The following is a 25,068-nucleotide window of genomic DNA, read 5'->3' as shown; positions in this document are numbered from 1 at the left end:
GGAGGCCGGGCTCTCAGCGGTCCGTGACGCGCATTTCGAACCAGGTGGTCTTGCCCCGGGGCAGCAGGTCGACACCCCAGCGGTCGGCGAGTCTGTCGACGAGGAAGAGGCCGCGGCCGCTGGTGTCCAGGTCCTGGACCGGCATGAGACAGGGCAGTCCGCGGGACGGGTCGCGGACCTCGATACGGATCCAGCCGCGCCGCCGGCGCATACGGAGGCCGAAGACACGGGCTCCGGTGTGGCGTACGGCGTTGCCGACCAGTTCGGAGACGAGCAGGACGGCGTCCTCGGTGATCTTGGCGTTGAGGCCCCAGTGGCGCAGGACGACGATCTGGACGAGTCGGCGGGCGGTGGCCGCGGACTCGGGGCGGGACGGTAACGGAACCTCGGCATCCGTCGGGTTGCCGAACAACTCCAGCGCCTTCAGGGCGCGTTCGTCCTCGACCGTCGGCGACCAGCGCGACACGGTCGCACGTCCGTCTCCCCGCGGCTGTTCCCTGCCATCCAGCCCCGCCATGCCCCCATCATGGCCGTCCACAGGGGCCTCCGGGGCGGTTCCGGGGGAATACGCCCCCTCCGCGACCCCCTCGGACACCGGGCCCCCGACATATGCGGCTGGCACTTCGGAGTCATCGGAAGCTCGTGCTACCTGCGGGAACGGCTCGCTCTCAGGCAATCGACGGGCTCCCTCGACACGAACGGCTTAAGGGTGCACCAAGGCTCCCACAATCCGCCCCGTCGAGGGGCCCGGATCAGACATCGTGTCAATTGCAATCCCCCGAAGCGGTTTTCAGCGAGACGTCACAGGAACTTCGCCTTGCCGGGGCCCTCCTCCACGAAGCTGCGCATCCCCCGCTCCCGGTCCTCGGTGGCGAACAGGCCGGCGAACCAGTTGCGTTCCACGGCGAGGCCGGTCTCGATGTCGGTCTCCAGACCGGTGTCGACCGACTCCTTGGCCGCGCGCAGCGCCATCGCCGGGCCCTGGGCCAGCTTCGCCGCCCACGCGTGGGCCTGCGTGTAGACCTCCTCGGCGGGGACCACACGGTCGACGAGACCGAGGGTCAGCGCTTCGTCGGCCCGCACCTGGCGGCCGGTGAAGATGAGGTCCTTGGCCCTGGAGGGGCCGATCAGCCGGGACAGCCGCTGGGTGCCGCCGGCGCCCGGGATCAGGCCGAGCAGGATCTCGGGCTGGCCCAGCTTGGCGTTCTCCCCGGCGATGCGATAGTCGGCGCAGAGGGCGAGCTCGCAGCCCCCACCGAGCGCGTAGCCGGTGACGGCGGCCACGACCGGCTTGGGGATACGGGCGACGGCGGTGAAGGAGTCCTGCAGTGCCCGGGACCGCACGACCATCGCCGCGTGGTCCATGGCCTGCATCTCCTTGATGTCCGCACCCGCCGCGAACACCTTCTCACCGCCGTAGATCACCACGGCGCGCACGTCCTCGCGCCGCGTGGCCTCCTCGGCGAGTTCCTTCAACCGGTCCTGCGTGGCGATGTCCAGCGCGTTCATGGGCGGCCGGTCCAGCCGCAGCGTGCCGACGCCTTCGGCGACTTCGAGATGTACGGTCATGCTCCGCAGGTTAGCGGGCGTTCACACGCGGGGACACCACGGGCCACCCCCCCGGCCCCACCGGGCCGGTCCGGCCCGGCCCGGTCCGCACCACCGCGCGGGGACCCCTTCCCCCCATGGACCGGTTGAGGAGGACGTACCACGATGAGGACACGGATCAAGCTGACCAGGGCCGGTGAGGCATTCCACGGACGGCTCACGGCGACGCAGACGGACCTGATGGGCAAGGCGCTGGGGCTCCTCGACGACTGGGCCTCCACGGACGAGGCCCTGGTCGTACAGCTCGGCGCGGACCGCGAAGAGGTCCGCGCCGAGCTGTACGACAGACTCCAGGGCGACCACAAGACCTCCCGGGAGTTCACCCTGACCGCCCGCGAACTGCACGTCATCCATGCGGCGATCACGGCCATAGCCCCGATGTTCCTGTCGAACAGGGGATTCTCGGAGGAAGGGTTCTACAACAGGACCAGCTTCTTCCGGGAGAACTTCGACGCCATGGCGTTGAGCATCGTCCATGCTGTGTCCGAGGCCACGGCGCCGTAGGCGACCCGGCCCCCCACACACATAGGCGGGCCGCACCCCACGTCGGGGTACGGCCCGTTCGATTCACGGCCCCGCACCCGGCACCTCGGGAATCCGGCGAGAACAGCCGGTGGTGGGCCGGGGCAGGCGTTCCTGTCCCCCGCGCCCCGGACGGGGCGCGAGGCGCGGCGTGTCCCTACGCCTTCCACTTCTCCCAGGACATGTTCCAGCCGTTGAAGCCGTTGTCCGGGGCGACCACTGCGTCGTTGGAGTTCTTCACGACGACGACGTCGCCGACCATGGAGTTCTCGAAGAACCAGGCGCCCGGCGCCTTCTTGTCCCAGCCGCCGCGCACGTCGCGCAGACCTATGCAGCCATGGCTGGCGTTCCAGTTGCCGAAGGCGTCGCCGCCCCAGTAGTTGCCGTGCAGGAAGGTGCCGGAGTTGGTCAGGCGCATGGCGTGCGGGACGTCCTTGATGTCGTACTCGCCGCCGTAGCCGACCGTGTCGCCGTTCATCCGGGTGACCTTCAGCCGCTCGCTGATGACCATCTGGCCGTTCCAGGTCTCCATGCCGGCCGCGCCGGTGGTGACGGGGATGGTCTTGATGACCTTGCCGTCCCGCTTCACGGTCATCTTGAGCTTCTTGGCGTCCACGACGGAGACCTGCTCGCGGCCGATGGTGAAGGAGACCCTCTTGGACTGCTCGCCGTAGACGCCGTCCCGGCCCTCGACACCGTCGAGGTTGAGGTCGACGGTGACCTTGGTGCCGGCCTTCCAGTACTTCTCCGGACGGAAGTCGAGCCGGTCGTTGCCGAACCAGTGGCCCTCGACCTCGACGGCCGGCTCGGTGGTGATGCGGACTGCCTTCTCGACGTCCTCGGGGTTGGTGATGCCCCGGGTGAAGCGGATCGAGAACGGCATGCCGACGCCGACCTTGGAGCCGTCCTCGGGCGTGAAGTGACCGACGAAGGTGTTCTTCGGCGTCAGCGTGGTGAAGCTGGAGTCCTCCGCCGCGGTGCGGCCCTCGGAGTCCTTGGCGACCGCGTGCACCGTGTACTCGGTGGAGGCGGCCAGATGGGTGGACGGCGTCCAGGACGTGCCGTCACCGGACATCTCACCCTCGACCTTGCCGCCGTCCGGGTTCTTGACGACGACTTCGGTCAGCTTGCCCTTTCCGGCGGTCACCTTCAGCGCGCCGGAAGTCTTGACGGACTTCGCGCCGTCCTTCGGCGCGATGCTCACCACGGCCTCGGACTGCTTGCTCTGTGCCGCCGTGGAGTCCTTGCCCTTGCCCTTGCCGTCGTCCGTGCCGGTCCCCGCGTCCGACCCTCCGCCGCCGCAGGCGGTGACCGCCAGCGTCAGTCCGAGTGCCAGCGCCGCCAGCTTCCTGCCGCCGCGCCCCCGCGCGCCGGCCGACGCCCCCGATATCGGCCCCACGTTCACTTGTTTCTCCCCTCGGCGGGCCTGGACCCGCCGGACCCGCGCCCCCACGCGCCCCACGCGCGCTCGGCGCATAGTAAGCACAGGCCAGGGAGGTTCTGTGCGGCGGTTTTGTCACCGTTCCGTTCCAAGTTCAACGGCCCGCCCGAGGGTTCGGCTCAGCGTCGCTTCACCGCGCCGCCCGCTGTCCACTCCTTCCAGTTCATGTTCCAGCCGCCGAGGCCGTTGTCCGGAGCCACCTTCTTGTCCTTGCTGTTGACGACCTCGACGACATCGCCGACGAGACTCCGGTCGAAGAACCAGCCCGCCGGGGTGTCCGCGCCGCCGCCCTTCACATCGCGCAGGCCGACACAGCCGTGGCTGACGTTGCTGCGGCCGAAGACATCGGCCTCGGCCCAGTAGTTGCCGTGCAGGAACGTGCCCGAGCTCGTCAGCCGGATGGCGTGCGGGACGTCGGGGATGTCGTACTCGCCCTTGCCGTCGTCGTCGGTGAAGCCGACCGTCGCGCCGTTCATGCGGGTGACCTCGAGCATCTCGGTGATCACCATCTTGCCGTTGTACGTGGGTGTCTTCCGCGCCCCCGCCGTGACCGGCACGGTGGTCAGCAGTTCCCCGTCCCGCCGCACCCGCATGGTGTGCGCGGAGGCGTCGACCACCGACACCTGACTGCGGCCGACGGTGAAGGTGAAGGTGCGGCGCTGGAGGCCGTACACACCGGGCGCTCCCTCGATGTCGCGCAGGTTCAGGTCGACGGTGACCTTGGTGCCGGGTTTCCAGTAGTCCTCGGGGCGGAAGTCCAGGCGGGAGTCGCCGAACCAGTGCGGGCGGATCTCGACGGCCGGGCGGGCGGTGACGCGGACGGCACGCTCGACGGCCGCGCGGTGGACGATCTTCCGGTTGAACTCCAGGGAGACGATCATGCCGGTGCCGACGGTGGAGCGGTCCTCCGGGGCGAGGTAGCCGATAAAGCGTTCCTCCGGGACATGGGTCGTGAACGTGGTGTGCCGGGCGGAGCGGCGGCCCTGTCCGTCCACGGCCACCGCGTCGACGGTGTACTTCGCGGCCAGCGCCAGCCGTTCGTCGTCGGGTTTCCAGGTCAGGCCGTCGGCGGAGAGCCGGCCGGGGACCGGGGACTCCCGCGCGTCCTGCGACACGACGACCTTCACCGACTCCAGCCGCCCCTCCGGTACCCGCACCCGCAGCGCGGAGCCGGGACGTACGCCCTCGCTGCCGTCGGCGGGGGTCACCCGGATGACGTCCCCGCGGCCCGGTGGCCCGAAAACCCCGTCGACGGGTCCGTCCGGGGTGCACCCGGCGGTTCCGGTCAGCAGTCCTGCCCATGCCCCTACGACGGCCAGCGCGGCCCTCGCGCGCCGTGCGCGCCCAGTTACGTGCCTCACGCGCTGCCCAACGACGGGCCCCGCCTGTCGGAAACGACCGTTCCGCCCCCCGGGGAAACGTGAGTGCGAGGCATGCTCTGGGCAGAACTGTGGGAGGACGACGCGCCGGGGAGCCGCGGCGGAGCCGATGGGACGGGTCACCGCACACACCCCTGTCCGCCGTCGTCCCCCACGAGCCGCGGGAGGCTGACAGGTGTCCAGCGCAGCCGAGCAGGAGGCGGTGGCCGCGGAACGGGCCACCGGGGACGGGCGCCCGGCCGTCGTCGTGAACGGCGCGCGGCCGGTGCAGCCCGTGCCCACGGTGCCCGTGCGCCCGGGACGGCCGACGCCGCTCGGCGCCCGGTTCCGGGTCGGGCCGGACGGGGTGGCGGGTACCAACTTCGCGCTGTGGGCGGGCGGCGCGGAGGGAGTGGAACTGTGTCTCTTCGACGAGCACGGCAGGGAGAGCCGCGCCCGGCTCACCGAGCTGACGCACGGCATCTGGCACGGCTTCGTGCCGGGCGTGCTGCCCGGCCGGCGGTACGGCTACCGGGTGCACGGCCGCTGGGACCCATGGACCGGCGCCCGCTGGAATCCGGCGAAGCTGCTGCTGGACCCGTACGCGCGGGCCGTGGACGGGGACTTCGCTCTGCCGCCCGAGGTGTACGGGCACGTCCGCGACTGGCCCGAGCAGCATGTCGCGGACACCGTGCGCGACGACCGCGACTCGGCTCCGTACGTCCCCAAGGGTGTGGTCGTCCATGACGACGACGACTGGGCGGACGACCGCCGGCCGAAGACCCCGTGGGCGGACTCGGTGATCTACGAGCTGCACGTCAAGGGCTTCACCCAGCGGCACCCGGACGTCCCGGAGGAACTGCGCGGCACCTACGCCGGTCTCGCGCATCCCGCGGCGGTCGAGCACCTGGTGAAGCTCGGCGTGACGGCCGTCGAGCTGCTGCCGGTGCACCAGTTCGCGCACGAGGACCATCTGCTGCGGCGCGGGCTGCGCAACTACTGGGGCTACAACTCCATCGGCTACTTCGCCCCGCACGCCGGTTACGCGGCCTCCGGGACGAGGGGGCAGCAGGTCGGCGAGTTCAAGCGGATGGTGCGCGCCCTGCACGCGGCCGGCATCGAGGTGATCCTCGACGTGGTCTACAACCACACCGCGGAGGCGGGCGAGCTGGGCCCCACGCTGTCGCTGAAGGGGATCGACAACCGCGGCTACTACCGCCTCCAGCCCGACGCGCGCCGCTACGCCGACTACACCGGCTGCGGCAACACCCTGCACGTCGTCCAGCCGCACGTGCTGCGTCTGATCACGGACTCGCTGCGCTACTGGGTGACCGAGATGGGCGTCGACGGCTTCCGCTTCGACCTGGCGGCCGCGCTGGCCCGTTCGATGCACGACGTCGACATGCTGTCGCCGTTCCTCGCGGTCATCGCGCAGGATCCGGTGCTGCGCCGGGTGAAACTGATCGCGGAGCCCTGGGACGTCGGCTCCGGCGGTTACCAGGTGGGCGCGTTCCCGCCGCTGTGGACGGAGTGGAACGACCGGTACCGCGACGCCGTACGGGACTTCTGGCGGCACGCGCTGCCGGACGTACGGGAGATGGGCTACCGGCTGTCCGGGTCGAGCGACCTCTACGCGTGGGGCGGGCGGCGGCCGTACGCCTCGGTCAACTTCGTCACCGCGCACGACGGGTTCACCCTGCGGGACCTGGTGTCGTACGACCGCAAGCACAACGAGGCGAACGGCGAGGGCAACCGGGACGGCACCAACGACAACCGGTCCTGGAACGGCGGCGCGGAGGGGGAGACGGACGACGAGGAGGTACGGACGCTGCGGCGACGGCAGTCGCGGAACCTGCTGACCACGCTGCTGCTGTCGACGGGGGTGCCGATGCTGGTCGCGGGCGACGAGATGGGCCGCACCCAGCGCGGCAACAACAACGCCTACTGCCAGGACAACGAGATCGGCTGGGTGGACTGGTCCCTCAGGGACGACCCGGACTGGCGCCCCCTGTTCGAGCTGGCCTCCCGCCTGACCGCCCTGCGCCGGCGGCACCCGGTGCTCCGCCGTCGCGCCTTCTTCTCCGGGCGCCCGCACTCCGCGGACGGGCTGCGCGACCTGGCCTGGTTCACCCCGCACGGCACGGAGATGACCGAGGAGGACTGGTACGCGCCCGCCGCCACGCTCGGCATGTACCTCTCCGGGCGGGACATCCCGGGGCGCGACGAGCAGGGGGAGCCCATCCTCGACGACAGCTTCCTGGCCGTCCTGCACGCGGGGCACGGCCCGGTGGAGTTCGCGCTGCCGGGGCCGCCGTGGGCCGAGCGGTACGAGGTGGTCGTCGACACCGCGCGGGAGGAACAGGACCGGGCACCGGCCGTGGAGCACCGCGCGGGGACCCGGATCACCGTGGCCGGACGATCGGTGCTGCTCCTGCGGGTCCGGCCCTGACCGTGCCGGCACGGTCGGCCGAGGATGCCCCGGTCGTACGCCACCGCTACCGCCACCCGTTCCTTGGCTCCGGGTTCGGGGGCGATCCGTCAGCCCCTCCGGCGTTTGAGGAGCGGGGTCCGGGGCGGAGCCCCGGGGTCGGGACGGGAAGGGGCGGCGGGGGCGATCACCCGGTGGGAGGTGCCCTCGACGTCCAGGACCGGCACCCCGCGTTCGCGCGTGGACAGCGGCTCGCTGCCGGGCGGCGGGCGTACGCCCCCGCCGTAACGACGCGGCATCCGCCCAGGTCGTAGGACCAGCGGCGGAGTCCGGTCCGGCCAAAACTCGGTGGGCAGTGTCAGTGGCGAACCGTAGGCTCGCTGCTGATGCCCACGACACCTTCTCCCCCGGAACCCCGCTCCGCCGTGCGCACCCTGCTGCGGCTGTGGCCGTATGTGCGGCCCGTGCGGGCGCGGCTGTTCACCGCCGCGTTCATCGCGATCCTCGCCTCCTGCATCGGGCTGGTCATCCCGCTCGTCCTGAAGTGGATGGTGGACGGCCCGGTCGCCGACCGGGACCCGGCGGGGGTGTGGCTGGGCGCGCTCTATCTGCTGCTGCTCGGGCTCGCGGAGGCGCTGCTGTTCGGGTTCCGGCGCTGGCTGGTGGCCCGTCCGCTGTCGCATGTCGAGGCGTCGATGCGGGCGGATCTGTACCGGCATCTGCAGCGGCTGCCGGTCGCCTTCCACGACCGGTGGCCGTCGGGCCAGTTGCTGTCCCGGGCCACGACGGATCTGATGCTGCTGCGGATGTTCCTGGCCTTCCCGCTGACGTTCTTGCTGGTCAACGGAGTGACCATCCTGGTCGGCGTGATCATCATGCTGGTGCAGGACTGGACGCTGGGCCTGGTCATCCTGGTTCCGGCCGTGCCGGTGCTGATCACCTGCGTGGTGTTCGAGAAGCGGTACTCCGGGGCGGCGCGGCTGGCGCAGGATCAGGTGGGCGATCTGACGACGGTGGTCGAGGAGGGTGTCCTCGGCATCCGGATCATCAAGGGGTTCGGGCGCCACCGCAGCCAGGCGCTGGCGTTCCGGGAGCTGTCCGGGAAGCTGCGGGGCACCGAACTGCACAAGGCGCGGCTGCTCGCGACGATCCTGGGCGTCATCGTGACCCTCCCGGAGCTGGCGATCGGGGCGGCGCTGGTCCTGGGAGCCGTGCAGGTGGCGGACGGCTCGCTGTCTGCGGGCACGCTGGTGGCGTTCCTGTCCACGGCGCTGGCCCTGCGCTGGCCGGTGGACTCGATCGGCTTCCTCCTGGCCATGAGCCAGGAAGCGGCGACCGCGACGGAACGCTACTTCGAGGTCATGGACGCGGAGCCCGAGTCGGGCGCGGCGACGGGCAGTCGTGCCTCCTCCAGCGGGGGCACCCCCAGGGCGGCACGGGTGGGCGGTGGGGGACCCCCCGGTCGAGTGGGGGAGGCACCTCGCGACGCCGAGCGCCGCAGTGTGCCCCCGGGTGAGTCACGCAGCCCGGCGCCGACGGGGCGCCGTCCGCGCCCACCCGTGCCGCCCGAGGGGCACGACTGCCCGCGGGACAGCGGCCTGCGGTTCGAGAACGTCGGCTTCCGCTACCCCGACGCACCCGAAGGGACGTCACCCGTACTGCACGGCATCGACCTGCACATCCACCCCGGTGAATCCCTCGCCCTGGTCGGGGCCACCGGCAGCGGCAAGACGACACTCACCGCCCTCGTACCGAGGCTGCACGAGGTCACCGAGGGCCGTATCACCCTCAACGGAACGGACATCACCGAGATGTCCCGCGAGGAGCTGCGCTCACGCGTCGCCGTGGCCTTCGAGGAGCCCACCCTCTTCTCCGCGACCGTCGGCGAGAACGTCCTCATGGGCGGCGGCACCACGGACGAGGACCTGGCCCACGCCCTCGCCGTCGCCCAGGCCGACTTCGCCCACGCCCTCCCGCAGGGCACGCACACCCAGGTGGGCGAACAGGGCCTCAGCCTCTCCGGCGGCCAGCGCCAGCGCCTCGCGCTGGCCCGCGCCGTCGTCGGACGCCCCGACTTCCTGGTCCTGGACGATCCGCTCTCCGCACTCGACGTCCACACCGAGGCCGCCGTCGAGGCCGCCCTGCGCCGCGTGCTCGCGGACACCACGGCCCTGATCGTGGCGCACCGCCCCTCCACGGTCCTGCTCGCCGACCGCGTCGCGCTGCTCTCCGGCGGCCGCATCACCGCGGTCGGCACCCACCACGAACTGCTGCGCACCCACCCCGAGTACGCCCACCTCATGTCCGGCGCCCCGGCGGGGGCGGAGGAGGATCAGCGATGACCGCGGCCACCACCGCGCCCGTCAGGGACGAGGACGACGACCGCGCCCCCACCACCGGCGACTCCTTCGACCAGGACCAGCTGCCCGCGCCCCCGGGCGCCACCGGCGCACTGCTGCGTTCCCTGCTCTCCCCGCTGCGGGGGAAGGTCGCCGTCACCGCCCTGTTGCTGCTGCTCCAGCAGGCCGCGGTACAAGCAGGACCGCTGCTGGTGGCGTACGCGATCGACCGTGCGGTACCCGCGTTCCGCGGGAACGACAACGGGCCGCTGATCGCGGTGGCGGTGGGCTATCTGCTGTGCGCGACGGCGGCCGGCACGCTCCAGTACGCCTTCGTGAAGGCGTCCGCCCGCGTCAGCCAGGACGTCCTGCTGGACCTGCGCGGCCGTATCTTCCGCCATGCGCAGGAGCTCAGCGTCGACTTCCACGAGCGCTACACCTCGGGCCGGCTCATCTCCCGGTCCACCACGGACGTGGAGTCGCTGCGGGAACTGCTGGAGGAGGGCCTGCAGGAACTGGTGATGGTCGTCCTGTCGGCCGTGTACATCTCGGTGCTGCTGCTCTGGCTCGACCTGGGCCTCGGCGCGGTGGCCGTGGCGTCCTTCGTTCCGCTGTACCTGCTCGTACGGTCGTATCAGCGGCGGGCGGGGCGGGTGTACCGGAAGCGGTCGACGGCCATCGCCGCAGTGATCGTGAAGTTCGTCGAGACGATGAACGGCATCCGGCCGGTGCGCGCCTTCCGCCGGGAGGCGGCGAACGACGCGGAGTTCGCGGTGCTGAACCGGCGGCACGAACGGACCAACGGCGACGCGCTGCTGGAGATGGCCCGCTATGTCGTCGGCTCCCGGATCACCGCCAACACCACGGTCGCGCTGATCGTGCTGTGGGGCGCGTACCGCGTGGCGGACGGGTCGCTGGAACTCGGTGTACTGGCGGCGGCGGTCCTGTACCTCCGCCGGCTGTACGACCCGATCGACCGGCTCGGCATGTTCCTCAACTCCTACCAGTCGGCGTCCGCCTCGCTGGAGAAGATCGCCGGCCTGCTGGCCCAGACCCCATCGGTGCCCGAGCCGGTGTCCCCCCGGGAACTTCCCGGGCGCCGCTCCGGCCTGCCCGGCCGCGAGGTCGTCTTCGACGACGTCCGCTTCGCGTACCGTACCGGCGGCGAGGTGCTCCCCCGCTTCGGCCTCACCCTTCCGGCCGGGCAGACCGTCGCGGTCGTCGGCTCGACCGGCGCGGGCAAGTCGACGCTGGCCAAGCTGCTCGCCCGCTTCTACGACCCCACCGACGGCCGGGTGCTGCTCGACGGTGTGGAGCTGAGCGACCTGACGGGACGCGATCTGCGGCGCGAGGTGGTGATGGTGACCCAGGAGGCCTTCCTGTTCTCCGGGACGGTCGCGGAGAACATCGCGATCGGGCGGCCGGACGCCACCCGGGAGGAGGTCGAGCAGGCGGCGAAGGAGATCGGCGCCCACGACTTCATCGCCGCGCTGCCCGACGGCTACGACACCGACGTACGCAAGCGGGGCGGCCGCATCTCCGCCGGTCAGCGCCAGCTGGTCGCCTTCGCACGGGCGTTGCTGGCGGACCCGGCGGTACTCATCCTGGACGAGGCGACCAGCTCGCTGGACATCCCGGGGGAACGGGCGGTGCAGCGGGCGATGGCGACGGTGCTGAAGGGACGTACGGCGGTGGTGATCGCCCACCGGCTGTCCACCGTGGAGATCGCGGACCGGGTCCTGGTGATGGAGCACGGGCGGATCGTGGAGGACGGCAGCCCGTCCGAACTCATCGCCCGCACCGGCAGGTTCGCCGACCTGCACCGGGCGTGGCGGGACAGCCTGGCCTAGCCCGGACAACCCGGACAGGGGGAGAGACCACGTGATCGACGCGTACGAGGATCCCGGCACGCCCGACAGCCGGGGCGGGGCCCGCTATCTGTGGTGGCTGGTGCTGCGTCAGCCAGGGCGGTGCGGGGTGGCGGCGGTCCTCAGCTGTGTGTGGATGGTGGGGCTCGCGGCCACGCCGTACGCGATGGCGCGTGCGGTGGACGACGGGCTGGAGCCGGGTGACCTGGGGGCGCTGGCGCTGTGGGCCGGGGCCCTGCTCCTGGTGAACGGGGTCAACTCGTGGCTGGGCATCATGCGGCACCGCACGATGACCCGGGTGCGGATGGACGCCAACTTCCGCACGGTGAAGGTGGTCGTGGGGCAGACGGTGCGGCTGGGTGCCTCGCTGGAGCGGCGGACCGGAGCCGGTGAGGTCGTCACCATCGGGGTGGGCGATGTGCAGATGATCGCCCAGTCGCTCACCGCCGTCGGGCCGGGGGTCGGCGCGGTGGTGGCGTACGCGGTGGTGGCGGGGCTGCTGTTGTCGGTGTCGCCGTTGCTGGCGGTGGTGGTGCTGCTGGGGGTGCCGGTGATCGGGCTGACCGTGGGGCCGCTCGCGGGGCGGTTGCAGGGCGCGGAGACGAAGTACCGGGAGCGGCAGGGAGTGCTGACGGCGCGGATCGGCGATCTCGCGGGCGGACTGCGGGTGCTGAGCGGGCTCGGCGGGAAGCACCTGGTCTCCGACGCCTTCCGGCGCGACTCGGGGCGGCTGCGGGAACAGGGGTACCGGGTCGGGGCGGTGACCAGCTGGATCCAGGCGCTCGCCGCGGGGCTGCCGGTGCTGTTCCTCGCGGGGGTGACGTGGATCGCGGCGCGGCTGGCGGCGCGGGGCGAGATCACGGTGGGCGAGCTGGTGTCGGTGTACGGCTATGTGACCGTACTGACGTGGCCGGTGATGTTCCTCATCGAGTGCGGTTACCAGGTGAGCCGGGGCGTGGTGGCCGGCCGGCGGGTGGCGGCGCTGCTGCGGCTGGAGCCGCCGGCCGACGCCGCCACCGCCGACCCGCCGGCCGAGCCCTCCGTGCTGTACGACCCGGAGTCGGGGGTGCGGGTGCTGCCGGGCCGGCTGACCGCGCTCACCGCCGCGCACCCCGCCGACGCGCTCGCCGTGGTGGACCGCCTCGGCCGGTACGCGCCCTCGGCGGCCACCTGGGGCGGCGTCCGGCTGGACGAGGTCGCGCTCGCCCGGGTGCGGGAGCGGATCCTGGTGGCCGATCCGGAGGCCGACCTGTTCTCCGGTCCGCTGCGGGAGGTGGTGGCCGGGCGTGGGGATCCGTCCGACGAGGACGTACTGCGGGCGCTGCACGCGGCCGCCGCCGACGACATCGTGCAGGGGCTGCCCGACGGGCTCGACTCGACGGTGTCCGCGCAGGGGCGCAGTCTCTCCGGCGGTCAGCGGCAACGGGTGCGGCTGGCGCGGGCGTTGCTGGCCGACCCGGAGGTGCTGCTGGCGGTGGAGCCCACCTCGGCGCTCGACGCGCACACCGAGGCCACGGTCGCCGAGCGGCTGCGCGAGGCCCGCCGGGGCCGTACGACGCTGCTGGTCACCACCTCGCCCCTGGTGCTCACGCGGGTCGACGAGGTGGTCTTCCTGGTCGAAGGGAAGGTCGCCGCGAGCGGCAGCCACCAGGGACTTCTCGACTACGAGCCCGGATATCGGGACCTGGTGGCCAGGGACACCGAAGGAGAGGTCATGCGATGAGCGGGGAGCATCTCCCCCTCGCGGGGCCCGCCGATGTGCGCCGGGCCGCCGCCGGGCTGGTCCGGGCGGACCGGCGGGCCTTCGCCGGCGTCCTGGCGCTGAACGGGCTGGCGGCCGTGGCGGGGCTGGCCGGGCCCTGGCTGCTGGGGCGGATCATCGACGAGGTGCGGGGCGGGGGCGGCGTGGCGGTGGTGGACCGGCTGGCGCCGGTCATCCTGCTGTGCGCCGTCACGCAGTTGCTGCTGTCCCGCTGGGCCCGGTACGTCGGTCACCGCTTCGGGGAACGGACGCTCGCCAGGGTGCGGGAGCGGTTCGTGGACCGGGCGCTGGAGCTGCCGTCGTCGGTGGTGGAGCGGGCCGGTACGGGTGATCTGACGGCGCGGGGCACGGCGGACGTCACCACCGTCGGCACGACGCTGCGCGACGCCGGTCCGGCGCTGCTGGTCAACGCGGTGCAGTCGCTGTTCGTGATGGCCGCGGTGCTGGTGGTGGACCCGCTCCTCGGCGCCCTGGGCCTGCTCGGTCTGACACCGATCTGGCTGGTGCTGCGCTGGTATCTGCGCCGGGCCCGCGACGCCTACCTCGCGGAGGGCGCGGCCAACTCGGACGTGGCCGAGATCGTCGCGTCGACGGCCGCGGGGGCCCGTACGGTGGAGGCGTTCCGGCTGGAGGAACGGCGGATCCGGGCCTCCCGCGAAGCCCTGGAGACCTCCCGGCGCACCCGGTTCCACACCCTGTTCCTGCGTACGGTGTTCTTCCCGGTGGTCGAGGTGTCGTACGTCGTGCCGGTGGCCGGTGTGCTGCTGCTCGGCGGATGGCTGCACCAGGAGGGCACGGTGAGCCTCGGGGCGGTGGTGGCGACCTCCCTGTACCTGCTGATGCTGACCGGCCCGCTGGACGAAGTGCTGATGCGGCTGGAGCAGTTGCAGGCCAGTGGCGCCTCCTTCGCCCGGGTGGAGGGGCTGGCCCGGGCGCCCCGCGCGGCTCGGCGGGGTGACGTCCCGGACCCGGCCGGCGACCTCATCGACGTCACCGGGGTGCGCTACGCGTACGACGGGGGCGGCGAGGTGCTGCGCGGAGTGGACCTGACCGTCACACCGGGCGAACGGCTCGCGGTGGTGGGGCCGTCCGGGGCCGGCAAGACCACGCTCAGCAGACTGCTCGCGGGCGTGGACGCGCCGACCGCGGGAGCGGTGACGGTGGGCGGGGTGCCCGTGGCCGAGCTGGACCCGGAGCGGCTGCGACGGCAGGTGGTCCTGGTCACCCAGGAGCACCATGTGTTCCTCGGCTCGGTCCGCGACAATCTGCGTATCGCCGAACCGGCTGCCTCCGACGACGAGTTGTGGGCCGCGCTGACCGCGGTCGGCGCCGAGACGTGGGTACGGGAACTGCCGGAGGGGCTGGACACCGGACTGGGCGAGGCCGGCCACACCACCGACGGCTCACAGGCACAGCAACTGGCCCTGGCCCGTGTGGTACTGGCGGACCCCCACACCCTGATCCTCGACGAGGCGACGGCCCTGCTCGACCCGACGACCGCCCGGCACACCGAGCGTGCCCTGGCCGCCGTCCTGGAGGGCCGCACGGTCATCGCCATCGCCCACCGCCTGCACACCGCGCACGACGCCGACCGCGTGGCCGTCATGGAGAACGGCCGCCTGACCGAACTCGGCCCGCACGCAACCCTGGTGGCCGCCAACGGCCCCTACGCCTCCCTGTGGCGCTCCTGGCACGGCACCCCCACCCCACCGGCCCCCTGAGAGGTCCGGGCAACGGCCCCAGGGACGCGACCGACACCCCGAGCCCGGCGGGAAGCCCCCTCCGAAGGAGACCGGGAACCAGGCCCGCCCAAGGCCCCAAGGGGGTCTGGGGCGCAGCCCCAGGGACGGGAAAGGGAAGGGGCGGCGGGGGCGAGAATCCCGGAGCCCCACCTCCCTCAGCCCGGCACCAGCACCGCATTACCCACACCCCGCGGCGAACCGTCCAAGGCGTCGCGACCGGGTGAGATCCTCGTGGCCGGCCGATCCCCGGGAACCTCGGCATGCGCCGCGGTACGGGCCGGCTGACTGACCGCCGCCACATCCAGCTCACCGCTGCCCACCGCGACCGGGACAACGACATCGACGCCCCCGGCCGTCGCGGGGGCGTCCTCGCGCTCGTCGCCGCGTTCGCCGCCCTGGCCGCGCTGTGGGCGCTGATTCCGGAGCCGCGGACGGGGGCCGGTTCCGTCGACGTCACGCGTCTGATGCCCGCGGACGGGTGAGCCCCGCCCTGTCACGCCTTGACCGTTCGTATACCGAACCCCGACTCCCGGACAACGAACGATTTTTGGCCAATTTCTTGACGCGCTCCTGACAGGAACCGCGATCCCCTGCCACTCTTCCCACGGCCGCTCCACAGCAACCCCACAGCTCCACCCCACGGCGTCACCCCACCGCTGCACGGCGGCCACAGCTCACAGCACTTCCGTTCTGCCCGTACGGCTCACCAGCCGGCCGGTCTCCCCAGGCCGCGCGACCCGCGGCCACGCAGAAGGAGTCAGCGTTGAGAACCAGGACGTCCCACAGACGCACCCCCTACAGCACGCACCGTCGCGCCGCCGCCGTCGCCCTCGCCGGGGTGGCCGCGCTGATCGCCACGGCCATGCAGGCCGGCACCGCCGGCGCCGCACCGGAACAGGCACCCGCGGCCGCGAGCAAGGCGAAGCCGGGTTCCGAGTCGGTGAGGCTCACCCCCGCCCAGCGCGCAGCGCTGATCCGCGAGGCCAACGCCACCAAGGCGGAGACCGCCGCGGACCTCGGTCTGGGCGCGAAGGAGAAGCTCGTCGTCCGTGACGTCCTCAAGGACCGCGACGGCACCGTGCACGTCCGCTACGAGCGCACCTACGACGGTCTGCCCGTCCTCGGCGGCGACCTGGTCGTCCAGGGCGACACGGCCGGCGAGGCCGACGCCGTCGTCAAGGCCACCCGGGCCGCGCTGAAGCCCGCGACCACCACCGCCAAGGTGCCGGCCGCCAAGGCCGAGCAGCAGGCCCTGTCCGCCGCCAGGGCCGAGAAGGCCGCGGGCGCCGATGTGGACCGGGCCCCGCGCAAGGTGATCTGGGCGGCGAAGGGTACGCCGGTCGTGGCGTACGAGACGGTCGTGGGCGGCCTCCAGCACGACGGCACCCCGCAGGAACTGCACGTCATCACGGACGCCACCACCGGCGAGAAGCTGTACGAGTGGGAGGCCATCCAGAACGGAACCGGCCACACCGTCTACAGCGGCACCGTCGACCTGACCACCACCCAGTCCGGGTCGTCGTACAACCTCACCGACGGGGCGCGCGGCGGGCACAAGACCTACAACCTCAACCGCGGCACCTCCGGCACCGGCACGCTGTTCTCCGGTTCCGACGACGTCTGGGGCAACGGCACCCCGTCGAACCTGGAGTCGGCCGGCGCCGACGCCCACTACGGGGCCGCGCTGACCTGGGACTACTACAAGAACGTGCACGGCCGCAGCGGTATCCGCGGTGACGGCGTGGGCGCCTACTCCCGGGTCCACTACGGCAACAACTACGTCAACGCCTTCTGGTCGGACAGCTGCTTCTGCATGACCTACGGCGACGGCTCGGGCAACTCCAACCCGCTGACCTCGATCGACGTGGCCGCGCACGAGATGACCCACGGCCTCACCTCGAACACCGCGGGCCTGAACTACAGCGGCGAGTCCGGCGGCCTGAACGAGGCGACCAGCGACATCTTCGGCTCGACCGTCGAGTTCTACGCCAACAACTCCTCCGACGTCGGTGACTACCTCATCGGCGAGGAGATCGACATCAACGGCGACGGCACCCCGCTGCGCTACATGGACAAGCCCAGCAAGGACGGCGCGTCCAAGGACTACTGGTACTCGGGCATCGGCAACGTCGACGTCCACTACTCGTCCGGGCCCGCCAACCACTTCTTCTACCTGCTGAGCGAGGGCAGTGGCACCAAGACCATCAACGGTGTCACCTACGACTCGGCGACCTCGGACGGCCTCCCGGTCACCGGCATCGGCCGCGCCAAGGCGGAGAAGATCTGGTTCCGCGCGCTGACCACCAAGTTCACCTCCACCACCAACTACGCAGGCGCCCGCACCGGCACCCTGGCGGCGACCGCTGAGCTGTACGGCACGGACAGCGCCGAGTACACGGCGGTGCAGGACGCCTGGGCCGGCATCAACGTCGGCGCACGCCCCGGTGACGGCGGTGGCGGCGGTACGTCCTTCGAGAGCACCACCGATGTGTCGATCCCGGACAACGGTGCCGCGGTGACGTCCCCGGTCACCGTCACCGGACAGACGGGCAACGCGCCCTCCAACCTCCGGGTCGAGGTGGACATCGTCCACACCTGGAGCGGTGACCTGGTCGTGGACCTGGTGGCCCCGGACGGCACGGTGTACCCGCTGAGGAGCCGCACCGGCGGCTCCGCGGACAACATCCAGGAGACCTACACGGTCAACGCCTCCTCGGAGACCGCCAACGGCACCTGGAACCTGCGCGTGCAGGACAAGGCACGCTACGACACCGGCTACATCAGCGGCTGGAAGCTCACCTTCCCGTAAACCGGGACGAGTCCTCCTCGCGGCGCCCCGCCTTTCTCCAAGGCGTGGGCGCCGCCCTACTCTTGGGTCCCATGTCTTCGGCGGACTTCACCTACGACCACGTCGGCGCGACCCGGGACCCCGGTTTCTGCCCTCCCGGCTTCCACCCCCTGCGGGTACGGACCCGGCTCGGCGAGGGCCAGCGGGTCTTCCGGCAAGCGGCGGAGGCGCTTCTCACCTGGGAGCTGCACCGGGAGATGGGGGTCGGCATCGAGGCCACCGCCGACCGGGCGGCCCCGGACGTCGACGTCACCGTCACCCTCGCGGGGGTGGTCAAGGCGCCCTGCCGGGTGGTGTGGACGGTGGAGGAGTACCGCAGGGCAGGCTGGGCCTACGGCACCCTGGCCGGCCACCCGGAGTGCGGCGAGGAGGCCTTCGTGGTGGACCGCACGGGCGACGGGACGGTATGGCTGACCGTGTCCGCGTTCAGCCGCCCCGCCCGCTGGTACGCCCGCGCGGCCGGCCCTGCCACCCGCGCCCTCCAGCACACCTACGCCCGCCGCTGCGGCACGGTCCTCCGCCGCCTGGCCACGCGGGGCGTCGAACAGGACTGACGCCGGTACCGGCAGCCCACGCCCGCCCACGCCACCGCGGGGATCGAAACTTTCGGCCCCTCACGCCGGTGACACTCTCGGCCCTCTCCCCCGGCCCCTGACGCACGCCCCTCGGCCCAGGCGCGGCAACACCCCAGCCGCCGAAAAATTTCGGGAGCATTACGAAACCATTGACAACTCCTCCGTCGCGCAAGACCGTTGTGGCGCTCTCCGGTCGCACGTGCGTCACAGGCGTGGGACCGGTCCCTGTCGCCTCGTTGGTGAACGCCGAGGTGTGCTCGGCGTGTCCCCTGTCACCGGCGGTGCCTTCACGAGGAGGAACAGTCATGAGCGCACCCCCACACAACTCCGGCCCCCGTCCGTTCAGTCGCAGGAAGTTCGTCCTCGGCGGCACCGGGGCACTGGTGGCGGCCGCGGGGTCCGGGCTGCTGCTGCCCGGTACCGCGCGCGCCGACCAGGTTCTCACCAGCAACGCGACCGGCACCTACAACGGGTACTACTACTCGTTCTGGACCGACTCCCCCGGCTCCGTCACCATGACGCTGGGCGCCGCCGGGCAGTACAGCAGCCAGTGGAACAACACCAACAACTGGGTCGGTGGCCTCGGCTGGAGCAACGGCAGCCGTCGGAACGTCAGTTACTCCGGCACGTTCAACCCGGGCAGCAACGGCTACCTGGCGCTGTACGGGTGGACCTCCAACCCGCTGGTGGAGTACTACATCGTCGAGAACCACGGCCCGTACAACCCCGGTTCGGCCGGACAGCAGCGCGGCACGGTCAACGCCGACGGCGGTACCTACACCATCTACGAGTCGACGCGGGTCAACGCGCCGTCGGTGGAAGGCACCCGGACCTTCCAGCAGTACTGGAGCGTCCGCAGCGGCAAGCGGTCCAGCGGCACGATCAACACCGGCACCCACTTCGACGCCTGGCAGGCGGCCGGGATGCCGCTGGGTGCCTTCAACTACTACATGATCATGGCCACGGAGGGCTACCAGAGCTCCGGCAGCTCGAACATCACCCTCGGCGGCGGGGGCGGCACCCCACCGCCGGACGACGGCGGCGGCACAACCCCGCCACCGGCGACGGGCGCCTGCAGCGCCACGTACCGCACCACCAACGCGTGGAACAACGGCTACAACGGTGAGGTGACCATCACCGCGGGCAGCGGCGGTGTCAGCAACTGGCGCGTGCCGCTGACGTTCGCCGCCGGTCAGACGGTCACCTCGATCTGGAACGGCACCGCGAGCTGGAGCGGGAACGTGATGACCGTGACCCCGGTCGGCTACAACCGCACCCTGGGCGCGGGGCAGTCCGCGTCCTTCGGCTTCACGGTCAACGGGTCCAGTACCACGGCGCCATCGGTCGGGAGTTGCGGCGCGGGCTGATCCGGCGTCCCTCCCGTCACCCCACTCGGCGCGGTGCCGGCCGGCACCGCGCCGTCGGCCGCCGGGCACCGTCACCGCATCAGCAGCCCCGCCCCTTCCGCCACGTCCTCCGCCGGCACCGCCACCAGCCCCAGTTCCGCGCCGGACGCCAGCAGACGGTGGCTGGGCAGGATCCGGACCGTGTATCCGAAGGGGCCCGTGCGGTCCAGGGACAGCGGTCCCTCGTACACCCAGCGGTCCTCCTGGTCGGGGCTGCCCACCGGCTTCAGCGGCACGGCGGCCGCGTCGGTGATGCGGTCCTCCTCGTCCACCCGCCCGGCGACCGCCTGCACCTCGACGTCCTCCGGCCGCAGGCCGCCGAGCCCCACCCGCACCCGCAGCCCGAGCGTCGCACCGAGCTCCGCGGTGGCCGTTCGCACGGACGTCTCGACATGGTCGACGGTCACCCCGCGCCAGGCTCCCCGCACCCTCGCCTTCCAGGCGGCGAGCGCCCGCGCGGAGTCGTGGTCCATCTCGCGGTGGGCGTGGGCGGCCGGCGCGTACAGGCGTTCGACGTACTCCCGGACCATGCGTCCTGCCAGCACCTTCGGACCGAGCAGGCTCAGCGTCCGGCGCACCATCTCGATCCACCGGTCCGGCAGTCCGCCGCGCCCGCGCTCGTAGAAGGACCGCGTCACCCGCTGCTCCAGCAGGTCGTACAGCGCCGCGGCCTCTATGTCGTCGCGCCGGTCCTGGTCGGTCCCCACTCCGTCCGCCGTGGGGACGGCCCAGCCGAAGTCGGGCTGGAACCACTCGTCCCACCAGCCGTCGAGCACGGACAGGTTGAGCCCCCCGTTGAGCGCCGCCTTCATCCCGCTGGTGCCGCACGCCTCCAGCGGCCTCAGCGGGTTGTTCAGCCAGATGTCGCAGCCCGGCAGGAGCTTCTGGGCCATCGCCATGCCGTAGTCGGGCAGGAACACGATCCGGTGGCGTACGCGCGGGTCGTCGGCGAACCGGACGAGTTCCTGGATGAGCCGCTTGCCGCTGTCGTCCGCCGGATGCGCCTTGCCCGCGATCACGATCTGCACCGGCCGCTCGGGATGCAGCAGCAGCTCCGTCAGCCGGTCCCGGTCGCGCAGCATCAGCGTCAGCCGCTTGTACGACGGGACGCGCCGGGCGAAGCCGATGGTCAGCACGTCCGGGTCGAGCACCCCGTCGATCCAGCCCAGCTCGGCCGTCCCCGCGCCGCGCTGCCGCCAGGAGGCACGCAGCCGCTCGCGGACCTCCAGCACCAGCAGTTCGCGCAGCGAGCGGCGCAGTTCCCAGATGTCCTCGTCGGCGATGTCCGCCACGGAGTCCCAGCGGTCGGAGTCGCCGACGCTCAGCGCCTCCTCGGCCCGCTGGGCGCCGATCTGGCGGGCGCCGAGCCGGAACACCTCGGGGGCGACCCAGGTGGGCGCGTGCACCCCGTTGGTCACGGAGGTGATGGGCACCTCCTCGGGGTCGAAGCCCGGCCACAGCCCGGAGAACATCTCGCGGCTGACGTGGCCGTGCAGCAGGGAGACGCCGTTGGCGCGCTGGGCCAGGCGCAGCCCCATCACGGCCATGTTGAACAGGTGGGGTTCGCCGCCCGGGTAGGTCTCCGTACCGAGCCTCAGGATGCGGTCGACCTCCATGCCGGGCAGTTCGGCGTGCGGGCCGAAGTGCCGGGCGATGAGGTCGCGGTCGAAGCGGTCGATGCCGGCCGGGACGGGCGTGTGGGTGGTGAACACGGTCCCCGCGCGGACCGCTTCGAGCGCCGCGTCGAAGTCCAGCCCGTCGGCACGCAGTTCGGCGATGCGCTCCAGGCCGAGGAAGCCGGCGTGGCCCTCGTTGGTGTGGAACACCTCGGGGGCGGCGTGCCCGGTGAGGCGGCAGTACGTACGCACCGCCCTGACCCCTCCTATACCGAGCAGCATCTCCTGCAGCAGCCGGTGCTCGCTGCCGCCGCCGTAGAGCCGGTCGGTCACCCCGCGTTCGCCGGGATCGTTCTCCTCGACGTCGGAGTCCAGCAGGAGCAACGGGATCCTGCCCACCTGGGCCAGCCAGATCCGGGCGCGCAGGGAACGGTCGCCGGGCAGGGCGAGGGTGATCTGGGCGGGGGTGCCGTCGGCCTCCTTGAGCTGGTCCAGGGGCAGCTCGTTGGGGTCGAGGACGGGGTAGTGCTCCTGCTGCCAGCCGTCCCGGGACAGGGACTGGCGGAAGTAGCCGTGCCGGTAGAGGAGACCGACGCCGATGAGGGGGGCGCCGAGATCGCTGGCGGCCTTGAGATGGTCCCCGGCCAGGATGCCGAGACCGCCGGAGTACTGGGGCAGCGCGGCCGTGATACCGAACTCGGGGGAGAAGTAGGCGACGGCGGCGGGCAGCCGGCCCGGCTGCGCCTGGTACCAGCGGTCGCCGGTCAGGTAGGAACGCAGATCGTCCGCGACCGTCCGGAGGCGGTCCAGGAAGTCGCGGTCCGCGGCCAGCTCGGTGAGCCGCTCGGCCGCCACGCTGCCGAGCAGCCGTACGGGGTCACCACCGGCGGCGGCCCAGCGCTCGGGGTCGACGGAGCGGAACAGGTCACGGGTCCCGTCGTGCCAGGACCAGCGCAGATTGCGGGACAGGTCGCTCAGGGGCCCAAGGGGTTCGGGGAGCACGGGTCGGACGGTGAATCGACGGATCGCCTTCACTAGCCACCTCGGCGCGTTCGTGAGAGACGCGGTGTGCGTCCGGGCATCGCGTCCGACAGTACCGGCGCGGACACCGCCCGCGCGGGAGGCCGGGAGACACGAGTACCACCACACCGCGAACCAAACGTTTCGCCTGATGGCGGATATGGCCGATTCCGCCCCCATAGGCGTTCTTGTCGCGCTCCACCCCGCACGAGAGGCTGCCATCCGGACCTCCCGGCTCACCCCGGAGGGGAGCGGGAGCGGTGCCGTGGAGCGCGCGCGGAGGGGGTACCGGCGCGGAGCCCGGCGGCAGGACAGGACCCACGTCCAGGAGGGGAACTCGGACCATGGCAGGGACGCGAAGGCGGCGTCTGCGCCGGGTGGGGGTCATGGCAGCGGTGCTGTGCGCCGCGGCGGTTCAGGCCGCCACCCCGCCCGCGCTCGCCGCGCCCGAGGGGCGGATGGGCGGCGCCGGGGCACCCGGCTCCGTGACCGGCGGTTATGTGGTGACGCTCAAGGACGGAACGGCGGCGCGCTCAGCGGCGGGCCGGGACGTCGCCGCGTCGTACGGGGCGAGAATCGGCCACATCTACGGCACGGTGCTCAACGGCTACGCCGTACGGGCCGACGCGAGACAGGCCGGACGGCTGGCCGCCGACCCCCGGGTCGCCTCGGTCGTCCAGGACACCCGCGTGGAACCGGCCCGTACCCAGCGGAACCCTCCGTCCTGGGGTCTGGACCGCATCGACCAGCGCTCCCTGCCGCTGGACACGCGCTACACCCCGCCGGAGACGGCGGGCGCCGGAGTGACGGTCTACGTGATCGACACCGGCGTACGCGTCACGCACCGGGACTTCGGCGGCCGGGCCCGGCACGGCTGGGACTTCGTCGACCACGACCGGACCGCCCAGGACGGCAACGGACACGGCACTCATGTCGCCGGAATCGTCGCGGGCTCCTCGTACGGGGTCGCCAAGCGGGCGAGGATCGTCTCGGTACGCGTCCTGGACGACGCCGGAACCGGCACCACCGCCCAGGTGATCGCCGGCATCGACTGGGTGACCCGGAACGCGGACCGGCCCGCGGTCGCCAACCTGAGCCTGGGCGGCTCCTACAACGCGCAGCTGAACGCCGCCGTCCGCGCCTCCATCGCCGCCGGCGTGACCTATACGGTCGCCGCGGGCAACGAGGGACGGCAGGCCGCGCTGTACTCACCGGCGGGGGTGAGGCAGGCCGTCACCGTCGGCGCGACCGGACGGCAGGACAAGAAACCGGCCTTTTCCAACTACGGACCGGCGGTCGATCTGTTCGCCCCGGGGGTGTCGGTCACCTCGGCCTCCGCCGCGGGCGACACCGCGCGGGTCACCCGCTCGGGTACGTCGATGGCGTCCCCGCACGTGGCGGGCGCGGCGGCGCTGTACCTCGCCGGGCATCGTCGGGCCACCCCGGCCCAGGTGGCGAAGGTGCTGGTAGCGGGGGCCGCGCGGGGGAAGGTGTCAGGGCGCGGGCCGGGCTCGCCGAACCGGCTGCTCCAGGTGCCGCGCCCGTGACGCCCCCTGACGTGTGTGCCTCCGTCCCCCCGGGGTGCCGGGTACCGGCGGAGGTGGGAACGAGCCCACCACGGGCGTACACAGGACCGGCTCCGTCCCGTGCGGACGGGGCCGGACTTGTGTGTCGACATACGCGCGAGGAGTTAACAAAACGGCGGATTGCCCACCCGAACAGTGTGGGAAGGCTCCAGCGGGTAACACCCCACAGAAACACCGCAGGACCCACCTCCCCACAGTCATCAGCCCACCCACGTTGACGCGGACAGGAGCGGTCATGCCCGCCAAGCACCACTCGTCGTCACCCCCGAAGCACGGCGCCCCGGCGCCCGTGAAACGCGGCACCGGCACCTCGCCCGGCCGCCGCGCCGAGACGGGCCCTCCGCCGCCGCCCGCCGCGGCGCCCGCGCCGCCGTCCGCCGCTCCCACGACCGCCGTGGGGCGCATCCCCGTGCTCGACGTCCGGCCGATGGTCCGGCAGGGGCGCCGGCCCGCCAAGGCCGTGACCGGTGAGACGTTCGAGATCTCGGCCACCGTGTTCCGGGAGGGGCACGACGCGGTGGCCGCCGATGTGGTGCTGAGGGATCCCGAGGGGCGTCCGGGCCCGTTCACCCCGATGCGGGAGCTGGCGCCCGGCACGGACCGGTGGGGGGCGACCGTCACCGCCGGGAAGCCCGGCCTGTGGACGTACACCGTGGAGGCGTGGGGCGATCCGGTCACCACCTGGCGGCACCACGCGGAGATCAAGATCCCGGCGGGCATGGACACCGGGATCGTGCTGGAGGAGGGCGCCCGGCTCTACGAGCGGGCGGCGGCCGGGGTGCCGGACTCCGGACCGAGAAGGGTCCTGCTCGCCGCCGTGGACGCGTTGCGGGACGAGAGCCGTCCGGCGGCGTCCCGTCTTGCGGGGGCGTTGACGCCGGAGGTGGCGGCGGTGCTGGCCCGGCATCCGCTGCGGGAGCTGGTCACCAGCAGCGACCCGCTGCCCCTG

General features: G+C 72.2%; 18 protein-coding genes. 12 read left to right on the top strand and 6 right to left on the bottom strand.

What is annotated here, in order from left to right; genetic code table 11:
* Positions 1-13: 13 nt before the first annotated feature.
* The gene (locus ACIF9R_RS09685) at positions 14-622 is read right to left on the bottom strand and encodes an ATP-binding protein (protein WP_399976744.1); all 609 of its coding nucleotides are present in this window, start codon (positions 620-622) and stop codon (positions 14-16) included.
* Positions 623-801: 179 nt separating this feature from the next.
* The gene (locus ACIF9R_RS09680; protein ID WP_399976741.1) at positions 802-1,569 is read right to left on the bottom strand and encodes an enoyl-CoA hydratase/isomerase family protein; all 768 of its coding nucleotides are present in this window, start codon (positions 1,567-1,569) and stop codon (positions 802-804) included.
* 144 nt (positions 1,570-1,713) lie between these two features.
* On the opposite strand from ACIF9R_RS09680, the gene ACIF9R_RS09675 reads away from it, so the two are divergent.
* Positions 1,714-2,112 (top strand): hypothetical protein, encoded by a 399-nt coding sequence (locus ACIF9R_RS09675; protein WP_399976738.1) that lies wholly within the window; start codon positions 1,714-1,716, stop codon positions 2,110-2,112.
* Positions 2,113-2,287: 175 nt separating this feature from the next.
* On the opposite strand, the gene ACIF9R_RS09670 is transcribed toward ACIF9R_RS09675, so the two are convergent.
* Both ACIF9R_RS09670 and ACIF9R_RS09665 read right to left on the bottom strand, forming a co-directional pair.
* The gene (locus ACIF9R_RS09670) at positions 2,288-3,535 is read right to left on the bottom strand and encodes an Ig-like domain-containing protein (protein ID WP_399976735.1); all 1,248 of its coding nucleotides are present in this window, start codon (positions 3,533-3,535) and stop codon (positions 2,288-2,290) included.
* Between the two features lie 155 nt (positions 3,536-3,690).
* A complete protein-coding gene (locus ACIF9R_RS09665; protein ID WP_399976732.1) occupies positions 3,691-4,932 on the bottom strand; it encodes an Ig-like domain-containing protein in 1,242 nt (413 codons plus the stop codon).
* 193 nt (positions 4,933-5,125) lie between these two features.
* On the opposite strand from ACIF9R_RS09665, the gene glgX reads away from it, so the two are divergent.
* The gene (gene glgX / locus ACIF9R_RS09660) at positions 5,126-7,378 is read left to right on the top strand and encodes a glycogen debranching protein GlgX (protein ID WP_399976729.1); all 2,253 of its coding nucleotides are present in this window, start codon (positions 5,126-5,128) and stop codon (positions 7,376-7,378) included.
* 89 nt (positions 7,379-7,467) lie between these two features.
* On the opposite strand, the gene ACIF9R_RS09655 is transcribed toward glgX, so the two are convergent.
* Complete coding sequence (locus ACIF9R_RS09655) at positions 7,468-7,656, bottom strand: hypothetical protein (protein WP_399976726.1); 189 nt, start codon at positions 7,654-7,656, stop codon at positions 7,468-7,470.
* 87 nt (positions 7,657-7,743) lie between these two features.
* Here ACIF9R_RS09655 and ACIF9R_RS09650 point away from each other — a divergent pair, with 87 nt between their 5' ends.
* The 8 genes from ACIF9R_RS09650 (at position 7,744) to ACIF9R_RS09615 (ending at position 19,858) form a co-directional block, all read left to right on the top strand.
* Positions 7,744-9,699, top strand: coding sequence for an ABC transporter ATP-binding protein (locus tag ACIF9R_RS09650; RefSeq protein WP_399976723.1), 1,956 nt, complete (start codon positions 7,744-7,746; stop codon positions 9,697-9,699).
* The gene (locus ACIF9R_RS09645) at positions 9,696-11,546 is read left to right on the top strand and encodes an ABC transporter ATP-binding protein (protein WP_399976720.1); all 1,851 of its coding nucleotides are present in this window, start codon (positions 9,696-9,698) and stop codon (positions 11,544-11,546) included. The genes ACIF9R_RS09650 and ACIF9R_RS09645 overlap by 4 nt, the downstream gene beginning before the upstream one ends.
* A 31-nt stretch (positions 11,547-11,577) precedes the next feature.
* Positions 11,578-13,287, top strand: a complete 1,710-nt coding sequence (locus ACIF9R_RS09640; protein ID WP_399976717.1) for an ABC transporter transmembrane domain-containing protein — start codon at positions 11,578-11,580, stop codon at positions 13,285-13,287.
* Positions 13,284-15,047, top strand: coding sequence for an ABC transporter ATP-binding protein (locus ACIF9R_RS09635; RefSeq protein ID WP_399976714.1), 1,764 nt, complete (start codon positions 13,284-13,286; stop codon positions 15,045-15,047). Before ACIF9R_RS09640 ends, ACIF9R_RS09635 begins: the two co-directional genes overlap by 4 nt.
* Before the next feature lie 281 nt (positions 15,048-15,328).
* Complete coding sequence (locus tag ACIF9R_RS09630) at positions 15,329-15,550, top strand: hypothetical protein (RefSeq protein ID WP_399976711.1); 222 nt, start codon at positions 15,329-15,331, stop codon at positions 15,548-15,550.
* Between the two features lie 281 nt (positions 15,551-15,831).
* Positions 15,832-17,877: a M4 family metallopeptidase gene (locus ACIF9R_RS09625; protein WP_399976708.1), complete on the top strand. Its 2,046-nt coding sequence runs from the start codon at positions 15,832-15,834 to the stop codon at positions 17,875-17,877.
* Between the two features lie 71 nt (positions 17,878-17,948).
* On the top strand, positions 17,949-18,470 hold the full coding sequence (locus ACIF9R_RS09620; protein ID WP_399976705.1) for a DUF1990 domain-containing protein: 522 nt from the start codon (positions 17,949-17,951) through the stop codon (positions 18,468-18,470).
* A 326-nt stretch (positions 18,471-18,796) separates the two neighbouring features.
* On the top strand, positions 18,797-19,858 hold the full coding sequence (locus tag ACIF9R_RS09615) for a glycoside hydrolase family 11 protein (protein ID WP_399976702.1): 1,062 nt from the start codon (positions 18,797-18,799) through the stop codon (positions 19,856-19,858).
* 71 nt (positions 19,859-19,929) lie between these two features.
* Here the strand turns inward: ACIF9R_RS09615 and ACIF9R_RS09610 are convergent, their stop codons facing one another.
* Complete coding sequence (locus tag ACIF9R_RS09610) at positions 19,930-22,548, bottom strand: glycosyltransferase family 1 protein (protein WP_399976699.1); 2,619 nt, start codon at positions 22,546-22,548, stop codon at positions 19,930-19,932.
* A gap of 329 nt (positions 22,549-22,877) precedes the next feature.
* Between ACIF9R_RS09610 and ACIF9R_RS09605 the strand changes: the two genes are divergently transcribed.
* Both ACIF9R_RS09605 and ACIF9R_RS09600 read left to right on the top strand, forming a co-directional pair.
* Entirely contained in the window at positions 22,878-24,080 is a 1,203-nt protein-coding gene (locus ACIF9R_RS09605) for a S8 family peptidase (RefSeq protein ID WP_399976696.1), read from the top strand.
* 274 nt (positions 24,081-24,354) lie between these two features.
* Positions 24,355-25,068 (top strand): maltotransferase domain-containing protein (locus ACIF9R_RS09600; protein WP_399976693.1); only part of this gene is annotated, 714 nt, incomplete at its 3' end.

This window comes from Streptomyces sp. NPDC086080 (assembly GCF_044540255.1).
In the GTDB taxonomy this organism is placed as follows: domain Bacteria; phylum Actinomycetota; class Actinomycetes; order Streptomycetales; family Streptomycetaceae; genus Streptomyces.
The sequence above is the reverse complement of the archived record's forward strand: the minus strand, read 5'-3'. Positions and strand labels throughout refer to the sequence as shown.

Bases quoted from the DNA above. Each gene is read 5' to 3' on its own strand.
- ACIF9R_RS09680 (WP_399976741.1), bottom strand. From the start codon at position 1,569: ATGACCGTACATCTCGAAGTCGCCGAAGGCGTCGGCACGCTGCGGCTG.
- ACIF9R_RS09675 (WP_399976738.1), top strand. From the start codon at position 1,714: ATGAGGACACGGATCAAGCTGACCAGGGCCGGTGAGGCATTCCACGGA.
- ACIF9R_RS09655 (WP_399976726.1), bottom strand. From the start codon at position 7,656: ATGCCGCGTCGTTACGGCGGGGGCGTACGCCCGCCGCCCGGCAGCGAG.
- ACIF9R_RS09650 (WP_399976723.1), top strand. From the start codon at position 7,744: ATGCCCACGACACCTTCTCCCCCGGAACCCCGCTCCGCCGTGCGCACC.
- ACIF9R_RS09645 (WP_399976720.1), top strand. From the start codon at position 9,696: ATGACCGCGGCCACCACCGCGCCCGTCAGGGACGAGGACGACGACCGC.
- ACIF9R_RS09635 (WP_399976714.1), top strand. From the start codon at position 13,284: ATGAGCGGGGAGCATCTCCCCCTCGCGGGGCCCGCCGATGTGCGCCGG.
- ACIF9R_RS09630 (WP_399976711.1), top strand. From the start codon at position 15,329: ATGCGCCGCGGTACGGGCCGGCTGACTGACCGCCGCCACATCCAGCTC.
- ACIF9R_RS09620 (WP_399976705.1), top strand. From the start codon at position 17,949: ATGTCTTCGGCGGACTTCACCTACGACCACGTCGGCGCGACCCGGGAC.
- ACIF9R_RS09615 (WP_399976702.1), top strand. From the start codon at position 18,797: ATGAGCGCACCCCCACACAACTCCGGCCCCCGTCCGTTCAGTCGCAGG.
- ACIF9R_RS09605 (WP_399976696.1), top strand. From the start codon at position 22,878: ATGGCAGGGACGCGAAGGCGGCGTCTGCGCCGGGTGGGGGTCATGGCA.